We start from the raw sequence: 14,318 nt of genomic DNA on the forward strand, positions 1-14,318 counted from the left end.
GGATCAACCCTCCTTCGCAGGTGTTGGGGCGGATTGACCGCTGTCTTTCAAGGCTTTGGTCACTTCCGGCGGCATGTACTTCTCGTCGTGCTTGGCCAGCACTTCATCGGCGACGACCACGCCATCAGCGTTGATCTTGCCCAGCGCAACGATGCCCTGCCCTTCACGGAACAAATCCGGAAGAATGCCGCGATAAGTGATGGTCACGGATTTATTGAAATCGGTGACGACGAATTTGACGTCCAGCGAGTCAGGTGAACGTTGCAGCGAGCCTTTCTCGACCATGCCGCCGGCACGGATGCGCGTGTCTTGCGGCGCTTCGCCGTTGGCGATCTGCGTCGGCGTATAGAACAGATTGATGTTCTGCTGCAGGGCGCTGAGGGCCAGGCCGACGGCAGCGCCGACCCCGACCAGAATGGCCAGAATGATGATCAGACGTTTCTTGCGCAGCGGATTCACTTGCCGTTCTCCCGGCGCAGACGACGCGCCTCTTGTTGCAGATACCGCTTGCGGGCCAGGATCGGCGCCGCCACGTTAAGCGCCAGTACCGCCAGACAGATGCCGTAGGCCGACCAGACATAAAGGCCATGATGGCCCATGGCGAGAAAATCGCCGAATGAAGCAAAACTCATCGAGCGGCCTCCAGACTGTTCTGTACTTCTTCTTTCACCCAACTGGCGCGGGCTTCGCGCTTGAGCACTTCAAGGCGCATGCGCAGCAACAGCACGGCGCCGAAGAAGCAGTAAAAACCCAAAACGGTCAGCAACAGCGGCAGCCACATCTCGGCCGGCATCGCCGGTTTTTCGGTGAGGGTAAAGGTCGCGCCCTGGTGCAGGGTGTTCCACCACTCCACCGAGTATTTGATGATCGGGATGTTGATCACGCCGACGATGGCTAGCACGGCGCAGGCCTTGGCGGCGCTGTCGCGATTGCTGATGGCATTGCCCAGCGCAATCACGCCGAAATACAGGAACAGCAGAATCAGCATCGAGGTCAGCCGCGCATCCCAGACCCACCACGAACCCCAGGTCGGTTTGCCCCAGATCGCCCCGGTGACCAGCGCCACGGCGGTCATCCACGCACCGATCGGCGCCGCGCATTGCAGGGCGACGTCAGCCAGTTTCATCTTCCACACCAGACCGACAATGCCGCACACCGCCAGCATCACGTAGATCGACTGCGCGAGCATCGCGGCCGGCACGTGGATATAGATGATGCGAAAGCTGTTGCCTTGCTGGTAATCCGGCGGCGCGAAAGCCAGCCCCCAAACGACGCCGACGCCAATCAACAGCAACGCTGCGATGCTCAGCCACGGCAAGAACTTGCTGCTGATGCCGTAGAACCACTTCGGTGAGCCGAGCTTGTGAAACCAGGTCCAGTTCATACTGTTTCCATCACGGGTGCCGCTCATCGATGTGAGCTGGCATTTGGGTCTTTGCTGATCAAATTTTGATCAGACCTCATTATTCGCCGACGCTGATCTTCAGGCCAGCAGCTATTGCAAAAGGTGTCAGGGTGATCGCCAGGGCGGTCAGGCTACCAAGCCACAGCAGATACCCGGTCGCCGGCATGCCTTGGAGGGCGGCCTGCAAGGCGCCACTGCCAAGGATCAACACCGGGATGTACAACGGCAGAATCAGCAGCGCCAACAACAGGCCGCCGCGTTTCAAACCGACCGTCAGTGCCGCGCCCACCGCGCCGAGCAAGCTCAGCACCGGTGTACCCAGCAACAACGACAGCAACAAAACCGGCAGACACGCGGCAGGCAAACCGAGCATCAACGCCAGCAGAGGTGAGAGCAAAACCAGTGCCAGACCGGAGAAAAGCCAGTGTGCCAGCACCTTGGCCAATACCAGTAGTGGCAGGGGGTGCGACGAAAGGACCCACTGTTCCAGGGATCCGTCTTCGAAATCACTGCGGAAAAGCCCGTCCAGCGAGAGCAGGACCGACAAAAGCGCCGCCACCCAGACTAACCCCGGGGACAGGTTTTGCAACACTTGAGTTTCCGGGCCGACGGCCAGCGGGAACAAAGCGATGACGATGGCGAAAAAAATCAGCGGATTGGCCAGCTCCGCCGGGCGGCGAAACAGCAGTCGCGATTCACGGGCAACCAGCAGGCCGAAGACACTCATACTGCCCAGTTCCCCAAATCGATATCGCGATAACCGGCCGGCATCCGGCTCAGCGTGTGGTGCGTGGTCAGCACCACCAGGCCACCATGTTCACAATGGTTGGCCAGATGTTCTTCAAGTTGCGCCACGCCTTGTTTATCGAGGGCGGTGAACGGCTCGTCGAGAATCCACAGCGGCGGACTGTCCAGATACAACCGCGCCAGCGCCACGCGGCGTTGCTGGCCGGCGGACAAGCTGTGGCAGGGAACATCTTCGAAACCGCGCAATCCTACGGCTGCCAGCGCTTGCCAGATCGCCTCGCGTTCGGCGGGATGATGCAGGGCGCAGAGCCACGAGAGATTCTCTTCCGGGGTCAGCAAATCCTTGATCCCGGCAGCATGGCCGATCCACAACAGGTTGCGCGCCAGTTCGCTGCGCTGTTCAGTCAGCGGCAAACCGTTGAGCAGGACTTGACCGTCGGTCGGCTGCATCAACCCGGCCAACAGGCGTAATAAACTGGTTTTACCGCTGCCGTTGGGACCGCTGATTTGCACCATATCGCCACTGGCCAGTCTCAATTCGAGATTCTCGAAGAGCAGCCGCAGGTCACGTTCACACGCGAGGGCAACAGTTTGCAGGACAGGACTGGTCAAGGGATCACGGGCCTTATACGGTTCAAGTCGGCTCTGGCGCGGCCGTTAAAGAGATGCAGCATAAATGCAATGACGGCTCGATCTAGAGAGCTGCGTCAAACAATTGCTATGTTTTTTTGAACGAATCGCAAGACGGGCGGCATTATACATGGCGTGCCCGACTCCCCAGAGTGCATTTTCTAAAGGTTGTTTCACTGTATGACAGGCGAAATGAACATCCTCCCGCTCCCGCAGGCCACACCGGCGACCGCTCGCCCGCAGGTCGGTGAGCTGCTCAAGCTGCTGACGCCGGTCGAAGGCTTGATCGGCGCCGGCCAGAGTGCCAAGGCCGAGGTGTTGTCGCTGAAGCAGGCGGATCAGACCTTTCAATTGTTGCTCAAAGTGACGCTGGACAGCGGCCGCGAGACCACCGTGCAAGCGACCAGCAATCTGCCATTGCTGCAAGGCACCAGCATTGCGATCACCCAACCCTCGGCCGGCAATCTGGCGATCACTGTGCAACAGGCCATCGCCAGCAGCGTCGCCGCCCTCACCCGCATTGATACGTCGCAATTGCCCGTGGGCACGTTGCTGCAAGGCAAAGTCCTGACTTCGCAGGTACTGCCGCAAACGCCGGGGCAAGCGACGGTGTTCCGCTCGCTGGTCAGTTTGCTCAACACCGCGCAGAGCGGCAGCACGCTGACCATCGACAGCCCGCAACCGCTGCGCATCGGCACCTTGCTCTCGGCGTTGGTGGAAGATGCGCAAACCCTGAAATTCCTGCCCCTGAGCAGCCGGCAGGAACAACTGGCCGTCAGTCAGCAACTGGTCGGCCAGCAAAGTCGCCAAGCGTCTCTGAGCGGTCTGCTGAATGCACTGCAAAATCTGCCGGCGGATAACGATCAGACTTCAGCGGACTTGCGCGCGGCGGTCGACAAACTGCTCGCCAGCCTCCCCGATCTGCAGCAAATGACCACTTCCAAAGGCGTGGCGCTGGCCTTGGCCAACAGCGGCGCCTTCCTCGAAGCCAAATTGCTCACCGGGCAGAACCCAACCCTGACCCCGGACATCAAAGCCGATCTGCTCAAACTGATCGCGCAACTGTCGCCGGGAGCGCCGGGCAACGCCAGTTTCAACGCAATCATCGCGGCCAACACTTTGGCGCAAGCGCTGCCGAGCTTCGTCCGTAATGCCCTCGGCACCCTCGGCCAGGTCAGCGCGAAACCGGTGCCAAGCAGCTTCCCCCTGCCCGATCGGCTGCTGCAAAGTCTGGATGGCGAAGGCGATCTGGAGCATCTGCTGCGCCTCGCCGCCGCTGCTGTGTCACGCCTGCAAAGCCATCAACTGTCGAGTCTCGAACAAACCGGCGTCACCGATGATGGTCGCTTGCTGAGCACCTGGCAGTTGGAAATTCCCATGCGAAATATGCAAGACATCGTGCCGTTGCAGGTCAAATTCCAGCGTGAAGAGGCACCGGAACGGGAGCCGCAACCGAACGAACGCCGTGACGAACGCGAACCCAAGCAGCAACTGTGGCGCGTCGATCTGGCGTTCGACATGGAACCGCTCGGGCCAATGCAGATTCAGGCGCAACTGGTCGCCGGCAGCCTGTCCGGCCAACTGTGGGCCGAACGGGCGTACACCGCCGACCTGATCGAAAATAATCTGTTCGCCTTGCGCCAACGCCTGCTCGATCGCGGACTCAACGTCGGCGATATCGACTGCCACCAAGGCACGCCGCCGCAAGGCAACCAAACCCGCCTCGAACACCGCTGGGTCGACGAAACCGCATGAACGATTCCACCGCCCCACGCCAGGCCATCGCCCTCAAATACGACGGCAACCACGCCCCGACCCTCACCGCCAAAGGTGACGACGAACTGGCCGAAGAAATCCTGCGCATCGCCCGCGATTGCGAAGTGCCGATCTACGAGAACGCCGAGCTGGTGCGCTTGTTGGCGCGGATGGAATTGGGCGACAGCATCCCCGAGGAGCTGTACCGCACGATCGCCGAGATCATCGCGTTTGCATGGAATCTGAAGGGAAAATTCCCCGAAGGACAGGATCCGGATGCGCCGATGGTGGAGAAGGACATCACCGATCGCGGGGATGATTACTGATCGTTCCCACGCTCTGCGTGGGAATGCCGCCCGTGACGCTCTACGCCACATTTCACAGGCGGAACGCGGAGCGTCCCAAGATGCATTCCCACGCAGAGCGTGGGAACGATCCCGGTACATTCCAATGTAGGAGCTGCCGAAGGCTGCGATCTTTTGATCTTGCTTGCCGCTAAAAGCTCGAAGCTCCTAGCTGCCTTTATGCAGTTTGCGCATCAACTCCGCCTCAGCCTGGGTCAACCCGCACGACTGAGTCAGTTCATCAACGCTCGCGCCCATCCCCACCAGCTTCGCCGCTTGGGCGAATGACAGGCTCGAGGGGTCGCGTTGTTCCAATGCAACAAGCTTGTCCGGCAACGGCGCGACGACCGAGCGCAGCTCGTGCAGGGCTTCGCCCATGCGCACGTTGCCGTTCTGGTAGTCGTCGACGCGTTTGGCCAGGTCTTTGATGCGCTGATCACGCAGCGCATCGCCTTGGGCCTGTTGCGCAGCGATTAGCTTCTGCGCCTTGATGTAGGCCAGAAACATTGCCAGCGTGCCTGCCCAGAAGAGGAACAGGACAATGACCGCGACTTCAAGAATCAATCAGATGTTCTCCAGATCCGACCATTCTTCTTCGCTCATCATCTTGTCCAGTTCGACCAGAATCAGCAGCTCGCCGTTCTTGTTGCACACGCCCTGGATAAACTTGGCCGACTCTTCGTTGCCGACGTTCGGCGCCGTCTCGATTTCCGACTGACGCAGGTAAACCACTTCGGCCACGCTGTCGACCATGATGCCGACGACTTGCTTGTCGGCTTCGATGATGACAATGCGCGTGTTGTCGCTGATCTCGGCATTCATCAGGCCGAAGCGCTGGCGGGTGTCGATCACGGTGACGACGTTACCGCGCAGGTTGATGATGCCCAACACGTAGCTCGGCGCGCCCGGCACCGGAGCGATCTCGGTGTAGCGCAGCACTTCCTGAACGCGCATCACGTTGATGCCGTAGGTTTCGTTGTCCAGCTTGAAGGTTACCCATTGCAGGATCGGATCTTCAGAACCCTTTGCCGCCGTCGCCTTGTCGTTCATACCCTAGCCCCTCGAAGTACCGCGTGTGGCGGTTTATGTTTCGTCGCCGGCATTTGTACGCCGGTACTGTCTGTTATGTCGGTTTGTGGTTCGGCTTACTGCCGGACATGTGCTTCGCCCCGCCGCTGGCGATCAACTCGGCCAGTGCAGCGACATCGAGCAAGGCGCACATGTGTTCAATCACGGTGCCGGCGAGCCATGGCCGCTGACCCCGGTGACTTCTCCATTTGATTTCATTCGGATCCAGACGCAACGAGCGGCTGACCTGATGCACCGCCAGCCCCCACTCGTAACCTTGTACCGAAATCACGTACTGCAGGCCCTGACGGAAGTCATCGCGATAGCGATCCGGCATGACCCAGCGCGCGGTGTCCAGGACTTTCAAATTGCCGGCCTGGCTCGGCAGAATGCCGAGGAACCACTCCGGCTGACCGAACAGCGGCGTCAGCTCTTGCCCGGCCAGCGAATAGATCGAACCGAGGCACACCAGCGGCACCGCCAGGGTCAGCCCGGCGACGTCGAACAGCAGGCATTCGAACGCATCTGCGGCCCACGCCGGGCGGCCATCGGTTTCCACTGGTGGCGGCGTGTTGCTTGGCGGCAGATGCACTTCCACCACGGGCGGAATCAGTGTCTGTGGCGCCGGCGCTTCAATTTCAGGCTCAGGCTCAGGCGCCGGGGGTTCCGGCACTGTCAGCAGTTGTGTTTGCAGCAACGGCGCCAACGTAGAAACCGACGCGCGCGTTTCTTCGATCACCGTCACAGAGGCCTTGGCGACAGGCGCCGCGGCAGGCGCGGCAACCGGTGCGGCAGCCTTTTGCGCATCACGCGCCTGCTCTTCCAGCACCGCTGCCTGAAACTCATCCAGCGCCTCAGGCTGCGCTTCGACTACCGCCGGCAATTCTTCCGGAAGATCATTGAGCAAATCCTCCAGATAAGACTGCAACGCCAACTGCGGACGCGAAGTCAGCTTCACCGGCCGATTCATGCGCAGTCCCCTGTAGGAGCTGCCGCAGGCTGCGATCTTTTGCTCTTTTCAAGGAGGCCACACAGCGAGATCAAAAGATCGCAGCCTGCGGCGGCTCCTACACAAGTCAAAATCATTCAGGCCACCTGCGCGACGAGTTGCTGCGCCAGCAGATGCTTGAGCAGCGCGCGGTAAGCGAGAACGCCACGGCTCTTGCCGTCGAATTGCGAAGGCGTGACACCGGCACGGCTGGCGTCACGTAGACGCGTATCGACCGGGATGTAACCTTGCCAGATCTCTTCCGGAAATTTGTCGCGCAGCACGCGCAAAGTACCCAGCGACGCCTGCGTACGCCGATCAAACAGCGTCGGCACAATGCTGAACGGCAGCGCCTGCTTGCGTGAACGGTTGATCATCGCCAGCGTGTTGACCATGCGCTCCAGGCCTTTGACGGCGAGGTGTTCGGTCTGCACCGGGATCACCAGTTGCTGACTCGCGGCCAGCGCGTTGACCATCAGCACACCGAGCAACGGCGGGCTGTCGATGATCGCGTAATCGAAGTCCTGCCACAGTTGCGCCAGACTCTTGGCGATCACCAGACCGAGACCACTCTGCCCCGGCGACTGCCGCTCAAGGGTCGCCAGCGCGGTGCTCGACGGCAACAGCGAAATACGTTCGTCGCTGGTCGACAACAGCAACTGCCCCGGCAAGCCTTGCGGCACGCTGCCCTTGTGCAGAAACAGGTCGTAGTTGCTGTGTTCCAGGCTGTCGGGGTCGTAGCCGAAATAGCTGGTCATCGAGCCGTGCGGGTCGAGATCGACCACAACCACGCGCTTGCCCGCCTCGGCCAGCAACCCGGCTAAAGCGATGGAAGATGTGGTTTTACCGACACCACCCTTTTGATTGGCGACTGCCCAGACTCTCATTCGGTTCGTTCCTCCCGGCCGATATGCTCGACCGAGACATAGCTCAGCGTGTTAATGCGGGTGACGGAGAATTGACGGCACTCTCGCGTCCCGGCGTCTTGACCGGGGTCGGTGCAGTTTGTGTGCCAGCGCGCTTCAACGCGGCGTCCGGTTGCGCATTGGCCGTCCCGGTGCCCGTCAGGCTGCGGCGGACATCGAGATTGCGCGACACCACCAACACCACCCGACGATTCTTCGCGCGGCCTTCAACGGTGGCGTTGTTGGCCACCGGTTGAAATTCGCCGTAACCCACCGACGCCAACCGGCCAGGGTTCACACCCTGCATCGCCAGCATGCGCACGATGCTCGCCGAACGCGCCGAGGACAGTTCCCAGTTGGTCGGGTACTGCGCGGTGCGGATCGGCTGATCATCGGTGAAGCCTTCGACGTGAATCGGGTTGTCGAACGGTTTCAGAATCGCTGCAACCTTGTCGATGATGTTGAACGCGATATCGCTCGGCATGGCGTCGCCACTGCCGAACAACAGGCTGGAATTGAGTTCGATCTCGACCCACAACTCGTTGCCGCGCACGGTCATCTGGTTGGACGCGATCAAGTCGCCGAACGCAGCGCTGATGTCATCGGAGATGCTTTTCAGCGGATCGCTGGCCCCGGCGATACCGGCATCGATCTGCTCGGCATCCTTGACCAGCGGCTTGGCCGGAGTGGTGGTTTTCGGTCGCTCATCACCGATCGGAATCGGTTTGAGCGCACGGTCGGAGTCTTTGAAAACACCGACCAGCGCTTCGGAAATTTCTTTGTACTTGCCTTCGTTGATCGACGAAATCGAGTACATCACCACGAAGAACGCGAACAGTAAGGTGATGAAATCCGCGTAGGACACCAGCCAGCGCTCGTGGTTGACGTGTTCTTCCTGGTGGCGACGACGAGCCATGAGGTTATTCCCTTAATCCATGAAGCCTTGCAGCTTCAACTCAATGGAGCGAGGGTTTTCACCTTCGGCGATCGACAGGATCCCTTCCAACAACATTTCGCGATAACGCGACTGCCGCAACGCGATTGCCTTCAGCTTGGCCGCCACTGGCAACAACACCAGGTTGGCACTCGCGACACCGTAAATGGTGGCGACGAATGCCACGGCGATACCGCTGCCCAGTTGCGTCGGATCAGCCAGATTGCCCATCACGTGGATCAGGCCCATCACCGCACCGATAATGCCGATGGTTGGCGCGTAACCGCCCATGCTTTCGAAGACTTTCGCGGCTTCGATATCGCGCGCTTCCTGAGTGTAGAAATCCACTTCAAGGATGCTGCGAATCGCTTCCGGCTCGGCGCCATCGACCAGCAGTTGCAGGCCTTTGCGCGAGTAATTATCCGGTTCAGCATCGGCCACGCCTTCCAGACCCAGCAGGCCTTCCTTGCGCGCGGTGAGGCTCCAGTTGACGACACGGTCGATGCCGCCGGCCAGATCAACCCGGGGCGGAAACAGAATCCACGCCAGAATCTGCATGGCGCGTTTGAACGCGCTCATCGGCGATTGCAGCAGCGCCGCGCCGACGGTGCCGCCGAGGACGATCAACGCCGCAGGACCGTTGGCCAGCGCACCGATGTGGCCGCCCTCAAGGTAGTTGCCGCCGATGATGGCGACGAACGCCATGATGATCCCGATAAGGCTTAAAACATCCATCAGATACACGCCTCGACGATGTGCTTGCCGATCTCGTCCAGGCTGTACACCGCGTCGGCGAGGTCAGCTTTGACGATGGCCATCGGCATGCCGTAGATCACGCAACTGGCTTCGTCCTGCGCCCAGATCGAGCTGCCGCCCTGCTTGAGCAAACGCGCGCCTTCACGGCCGTCGGCGCCCATGCCGGTGAGCACCACCGCCAGAACTTTGTCACCGTAGGACTTGGCCGCAGAACCGAAGGTGATGTCCACGCACGGCTTGTAATTCAGACGCTCGTCGCCCGGCAGAATCTTCACCGCGCCACGGCCGTCGATCATCATTTGCTTGCCACCCGGCGCCAGCAACGCCAGCCCCGGACGCAGGATGTCGCCATCCTCGGCTTCCTTGACGGTGATGCGGCAGAGTTTGTCGAGACGCTCGGCAAACGCTTTGGTGAACGCCGCCGGCATGTGCTGGATCAACACGATCGGTGCCGGGAAGTTCGCTGGCAACTGAGTCAACACCCGTTGCAGCGCAACCGGACCGCCCGTCGAGGTGCCGATGGCAACCAGTTTGTAAGCCTTGCGTTTCGGTGCCGGCGACGAAGCGCTGGCGGCCGGTGCACGGGTTGCAACCGGAGCATGCACAGGCGCTGGCGCTGGACGCACCGCAGCGCTGGTGCTGTGGCTGCTGCTGTGGCTACTGAAACTTGATGCAGTCGGAGCAGGCGTCGGCGCAGGTGCAGGCGCAGCCACTGGAGCCGGCGCACTGTAAGCACTGAAACGACGATTGCTGCGCGAGATGCTGTGCACCTTTTCGCACAGCAGTTGTTTGACCTTCTCGGGATTGCGCGAGATGTCTTCGAAATTCTTCGGCAGGAAATCCACCGCGCCGGCGTCCAGCGCATCGAGGGTGACCCGAGCGCCTTCGTGGGTCAGCGAGGAGAACATCAACACCGGAGTCGGGCAGCGCTGCATGATGTGCCGCACCGCCGTGATGCCGTCCATCATGGGCATCTCGTAGTCCATGGTGATCACGTCCGGCTTGAGCGCCAGTGCCTGATCGATGGCCTCTTTACCGTTGGTTGCAGTGCCGACCACCTGGATGCTCGGATCCGCTGAAAGAATTTCCGAGACGCGGCGGCGGAAAAAACCCGAATCGTCCACCACCAGGACTTTGACTGCCATAAACACTCCATTAGGTGCAGCGGAGCGTGATCGCCCCGCCGCCCCGGATTCAAATACGCCGTGCGGCGTAACGCTTGAGCATGCTTGGAACATCGAGAATCAGCGCGATGCGGCCGTCACCGGTGATGGTGGCGCCGGACATGCCCGGAGTGCCCTGCAGCATTTTGCCCAATGGCTTGATGACCACTTCTTCCTGGCCGACCAGTTGATCGACGACGAAGCCGATCCGCTGAGTGCCCACCGAAAGGATCACCACATGGCCTTCGCGCTGCTCTTCGTGAGCGGCGGAGCTGACCAGCCAGCGCTTGAGGTAGAACAGTGGCAGCGCCTTGTCCCGCACGATCACCACTTCTTGGCCGTCGACGACGTTGGTGGTCGACAGGTCGAGGTGGAAAATTTCGTTGACGTTGACCAGCGGGAACGCGAACGCCTGATTGCCGAGCATGACCATCAACGTCGGCATGATCGCCAGCGTCAGCGGCACCTTGATGACAATCTTCGAGCCCTGGCCCTTGGTCGAGTAGATATTGATCGAACCGTTGAGCTGGGAAATCTTGGTCTTCACCACGTCCATGCCGACACCGCGGCCGGAGACGTCGGAGATCTCGGTCTTGGTCGAGAAACCCGGAGCGAAGATCAGGTTGTAGCACTCGGTATCGCTGAGGCGATCGGCCGCGTCCTTGTCCATAACCCCGCGTTTTACCGCGATGGCGCGCAGCACGTTCGGGTCCATGCCTTTGCCGTCATCGGAAATCGACAGCAGGATGTGATCGCCTTCTTGCTCGGCGGCCAGCACCACACGACCGCCACGGGCCTTGCCCGATGCTTCGCGTTCTTCCGGCGACTCGATGCCGTGGTCGACCGCGTTGCGCACCAAGTGGACCAGCGGATCGGCCAGGGCCTCGACGAGGTTTTTGTCGAGGTCGGTTTCTTCGCCGACCAGCTCCAGGTTGATCTCTTTTTTCAGCTGACGGGCCAGGTCACGAACCAGACGCGGGAAGCGCCCGAAGACTTTCTTGATCGGCTGCATCCGCGTTTTCATCACTGCGGTTTGCAGGTCAGCGGTGACCACGTCGAGGTTCGACACAGCCTTTTGCATGGCTTCGTCGCCGCTGTTCAAGCCCAGGCGCACCAAGCGGTTTCGCACCAGTACCAGTTCGCCGACCATGTTCATGATTTCGTCGAGACGTGCGGTATCGACGCGCACGGTGGTCTCGGCTTCACTCGCCGGTTTTTCCGGTGGCGGTGTTGCTGGCGCGCGGGCCGGAGCCGGTGCAGCAGCTTTGGGGGCTTCGGCTTTTGGCTCAGGCTTGGCGACAGGTTTCGGCGCTGCTGCGGCTGGAGCCTTGGCGACTGGCGTGGCCACCGTCGAAGCGCTGCCCGCAGAGGCGGCGCCGACGTCGGTGAACTTGCCTTTGCCGTGCAATTCGTCGAGCAGCGATTCGAATTCGTGATCGCTGATCAAATCGCTGCCGGCAGCGGCGGCCGCTGGAGCAGCAGGCGCAGGTGCCGAGGCAATCGCCGACTCCAGCGCTTCGACGGCGAAGTTGCCTTTGCCGTGCAACTGATCGAGCAACGCTTCAAATTCGTCGTCGGTGATGTCCGAGCTGTCGCCCGCTGCCGGAGCAACCGGAGCCGCTGGCGTCGCCGCTACAGCGTCCGGCGCGAACTGGCCTTTGCCGTGCAATTGATCCAGCAACGACTCGAATTCGGCGTCGGTGATTTCATCGCTGGCGGCGCTATCGGTCACCGGCGCTGGCGGGGCTTCGGCTTGTGCCTTGACGGCATTCAGCGAGTCCAGCAGTTGTTCAAATTCGTTGTCGGTGATGTCGCCCGAATCGCTTTCGGCGACCGGCGCTTCAACGACTTCTTCGACCGCGACGGCATCCGCCGATTGCGGCTCGGCCAGACGTGCCAGCGCTGCCAGCAGCTCAGGCGTTGCAGCGGTGATCGGTGCGCGTTCACGCACCTCAGTGAACATGCTGTTCACCGCGTCCAGTGCTTCCAGCACCACGTCCATCAGTTCTGCATCAACGCGACGCTCACCCTTGCGCAGGATGTCGAACACGTTTTCGGCGATGTGACAGCACTCCACCAGCTCATTGAGCTGAAGGAAGCCGGCGCCCCCTTTTACAGTGTGGAAACCGCGAAAAATTGCATTGAGCAGATCCGCGTCATCCGGTCGGCTTTCCAGCTCGACCAGTTGCTCGGACAGTTGCTCAAGAATCTCGCCGGCCTCAACCAGGAAATCCTGAAGGATCTCTTCATCGGCGCCGAAGCTCATTAATGGGGTGCTCCTAACAGGTCTAAAAACCTAAACTCAAAATCCAAGGCTGGATAACAAATCGTCCACATCGTCCTGACCGGACACAACGTCTTCTCGTTTATCGGCATGAATCTGCGGACCTTCACCCTGCGAGAGATGTTTTTGTGGATCTTTTTCTGCAAGCATCGCGGCGCGGTCATGTTCGATGCCCGCAAAGCGGTCCACCTGACTGGCCATGAGTACGAGTTTGAGCAAATTGCTTTCGACTTCGGTGACCAGTTGGGTCACGCGTTTGATCACCTGACCGGTGAGGTCCTGGTAATCCTGGGCCAGCAAAATGTCGTTGAGATTGCTCGACACCGCACGGTTGCCCGTGTGGCTGCGTGACAGAAAACCGTCGACCCGGCGCGCCAGTTCGCGGAACTCTTCAGCCCCGACTTCGCGGCGCATGAAACGGCCCCAATCCGTGCTCAGAGCCTGGGCTTCTTCAGCCAGACCATTGACCACCGGCGTGGCGCTTTCCACCAGATCCATGGTGCGGTTGGCCGCAGCTTCCGTCAGCTTGACCACATAGCCCAGACGTTCGGTGGCGTCGGTGATTTGCGACACTTCCTCGGCCTGCGGCATGTGCGGATCGATCTGGAAATTGACGATCGCACTGTGCAGTTCGCGTGTGAGCTTGCCCACTTCCTGATACAGGCCGCGGTCACGGGTCTGATTGAGCTCATGGATCAGTTGCACAGCGTCGCCGAACTTGCCTTTTTCAAGGCTCTCGACCAGTTCGACCGCGTGTTTTTTCAGGGTCGATTCGAAATCGCCCTGTGAAAATTCTTTATGCTCCATAGCTCCCCCGCGCGTTCATCAGCCGATGCGTTCGAAAATCTTCTCGATTTTGTCTTTCAGCGCCTGAGCCGTGAAAGGTTTGACGACGTAGCCGTTCACACCGGCCTGAGCGGCTTCGATGATCTGCTCGCGCTTGGCTTCAGCAGTCACCATCAATACCGGCAGGTGCTTGAGCTTTTCATCGGCACGCACGTGACGCAGCAGGTCGATACCGGTCATGCCCGGCATGTTCCAGTCCGTTACCAGAAAGTCGATGCTTCCGCTGTTGAGCACTGGAATGGCAGTGGTGCCATCGTCAGCCTCGACGGTGTTGGTGAACCCAAGATCACGCAGCAGGTTCTTGATGATCCGCCGCATCGTTGAGAAGTCATCAACGATGAGGATTTTCATGTCTTTGTTCAATTCGACCTCCAAGCAGTCTTAAACGCGCCCAGCACCTGGACGCGCCACTTCAATCAATCGGCGCAGCACTCGAAGACTGTCTGGAGCACAACAGAGCAAGACCGGTGCCGTTCATCACCGCACCAGCCTC

General features: G+C 60.4%; 17 protein-coding genes. 2 read left to right on the top strand and 15 right to left on the bottom strand.

What is annotated here, in order from left to right; translation table 11 throughout:
• Window positions 1-3: 3 nt before the first annotated feature.
• The 5 genes from ccmE to ccmA all read right to left on the bottom strand — a co-directional run bounded on the left by ccmE (window position 4) and on the right by ccmA (window position 2,764).
• Window positions 4-459, bottom strand: coding sequence for a cytochrome c maturation protein CcmE (gene ccmE, locus ACP3TY_RS17260; protein ID WP_053118425.1), 456 nt, complete (start codon window positions 457-459; stop codon window positions 4-6).
• Window positions 456-632 carry a heme exporter protein CcmD gene (gene ccmD, locus ACP3TY_RS17265; protein WP_008055370.1) on the bottom strand — a complete coding sequence of 59 codons (177 nt, stop codon included), beginning with the start codon at window positions 630-632 and terminating at the stop codon, window positions 456-458. Before ccmD ends, ccmE begins: the two co-directional genes overlap by 4 nt.
• Window positions 629-1,384, bottom strand: a complete 756-nt coding sequence (locus tag ACP3TY_RS17270; protein ID WP_053118423.1) for a heme ABC transporter permease — start codon at window positions 1,382-1,384, stop codon at window positions 629-631. Before ACP3TY_RS17270 ends, ccmD begins: the two co-directional genes overlap by 4 nt.
• Window positions 1,385-1,463: 79 nt before the next feature.
• Window positions 1,464-2,132 carry a heme exporter protein CcmB gene (gene ccmB / locus ACP3TY_RS17275; RefSeq protein WP_007919970.1) on the bottom strand — a complete coding sequence of 223 codons (669 nt, stop codon included), beginning with the start codon at window positions 2,130-2,132 and terminating at the stop codon, window positions 1,464-1,466.
• Window positions 2,129-2,764 carry a cytochrome c biogenesis heme-transporting ATPase CcmA gene (gene ccmA / locus ACP3TY_RS17280; protein WP_426618059.1) on the bottom strand — a complete coding sequence of 212 codons (636 nt, stop codon included), beginning with the start codon at window positions 2,762-2,764 and terminating at the stop codon, window positions 2,129-2,131. Before ccmA ends, ccmB begins: the two co-directional genes overlap by 4 nt.
• 198 nt (window positions 2,765-2,962) lie before the next feature.
• Here ccmA and ACP3TY_RS17285 point away from each other — a divergent pair, with 198 nt between their 5' ends.
• Window positions 2,963-4,537, top strand: coding sequence for a flagellar hook-length control protein FliK (locus ACP3TY_RS17285; RefSeq protein WP_426618060.1), 1,575 nt, complete (start codon window positions 2,963-2,965; stop codon window positions 4,535-4,537).
• Window positions 4,534-4,863 (top strand): EscU/YscU/HrcU family type III secretion system export apparatus switch protein, encoded by a 330-nt coding sequence (locus tag ACP3TY_RS17290; RefSeq protein WP_426618061.1) that lies wholly within the window; start codon window positions 4,534-4,536, stop codon window positions 4,861-4,863. The genes ACP3TY_RS17285 and ACP3TY_RS17290 overlap by 4 nt, the downstream gene beginning before the upstream one ends.
• A 186-nt stretch (window positions 4,864-5,049) precedes the next feature.
• On the opposite strand, the gene ACP3TY_RS17295 is transcribed toward ACP3TY_RS17290, so the two are convergent.
• The 10 genes from ACP3TY_RS17295 to ACP3TY_RS17340 all read right to left on the bottom strand — a co-directional run bounded on the left by ACP3TY_RS17295 (window position 5,050) and on the right by ACP3TY_RS17340 (window position 14,176).
• Window positions 5,050-5,445, bottom strand: coding sequence for a DUF2802 domain-containing protein (locus tag ACP3TY_RS17295; RefSeq protein WP_053118414.1), 396 nt, complete (start codon window positions 5,443-5,445; stop codon window positions 5,050-5,052).
• Entirely contained in the window at window positions 5,446-5,931 is a 486-nt protein-coding gene (locus ACP3TY_RS17300; protein ID WP_053118413.1) for a chemotaxis protein CheW, read from the bottom strand. It abuts the gene before it with no gap.
• Window positions 5,932-6,004: 73 nt separating this feature from the next.
• Entirely contained in the window at window positions 6,005-6,919 is a 915-nt protein-coding gene (locus ACP3TY_RS17305; RefSeq protein ID WP_426618062.1) for a CheW domain-containing protein, read from the bottom strand.
• Window positions 6,920-7,035: 116 nt separating this feature from the next.
• A complete protein-coding gene (locus ACP3TY_RS17310; protein ID WP_053118409.1) occupies window positions 7,036-7,824 on the bottom strand; it encodes a ParA family protein in 789 nt (262 codons plus the stop codon).
• Between the two features lie 43 nt (window positions 7,825-7,867).
• Complete coding sequence (gene motD / locus ACP3TY_RS17315; protein WP_053118407.1) at window positions 7,868-8,758, bottom strand: flagellar motor protein MotD; 891 nt, start codon at window positions 8,756-8,758, stop codon at window positions 7,868-7,870.
• A 12-nt stretch (window positions 8,759-8,770) separates the two neighbouring features.
• Complete coding sequence (locus ACP3TY_RS17320; RefSeq protein ID WP_159812660.1) at window positions 8,771-9,511, bottom strand: flagellar motor protein; 741 nt, start codon at window positions 9,509-9,511, stop codon at window positions 8,771-8,773.
• Complete coding sequence (locus ACP3TY_RS17325; RefSeq protein WP_426618063.1) at window positions 9,511-10,677, bottom strand: protein-glutamate methylesterase/protein-glutamine glutaminase; 1,167 nt, start codon at window positions 10,675-10,677, stop codon at window positions 9,511-9,513. Before ACP3TY_RS17325 ends, ACP3TY_RS17320 begins: the two co-directional genes overlap by 1 nt.
• Window positions 10,678-10,726: 49 nt before the next feature.
• A complete protein-coding gene (locus ACP3TY_RS17330; RefSeq protein ID WP_426618064.1) occupies window positions 10,727-12,961 on the bottom strand; it encodes a chemotaxis protein CheA in 2,235 nt (744 codons plus the stop codon).
• 36 nt (window positions 12,962-12,997) lie between these two features.
• Window positions 12,998-13,786, bottom strand: a complete 789-nt coding sequence (locus tag ACP3TY_RS17335) for a protein phosphatase CheZ (protein ID WP_053118398.1) — start codon at window positions 13,784-13,786, stop codon at window positions 12,998-13,000.
• Window positions 13,787-13,804: 18 nt separating this feature from the next.
• Complete coding sequence (locus ACP3TY_RS17340; protein WP_024012118.1) at window positions 13,805-14,176, bottom strand: chemotaxis response regulator CheY; 372 nt, start codon at window positions 14,174-14,176, stop codon at window positions 13,805-13,807.
• Between the last annotated feature and the right edge of the window lie 142 nt (window positions 14,177-14,318).

The organism is Pseudomonas rustica (assembly GCF_049959085.1).
Taxonomy (GTDB): Bacteria; Pseudomonadota; Gammaproteobacteria; order Pseudomonadales; family Pseudomonadaceae; genus Aquipseudomonas; species Aquipseudomonas rustica.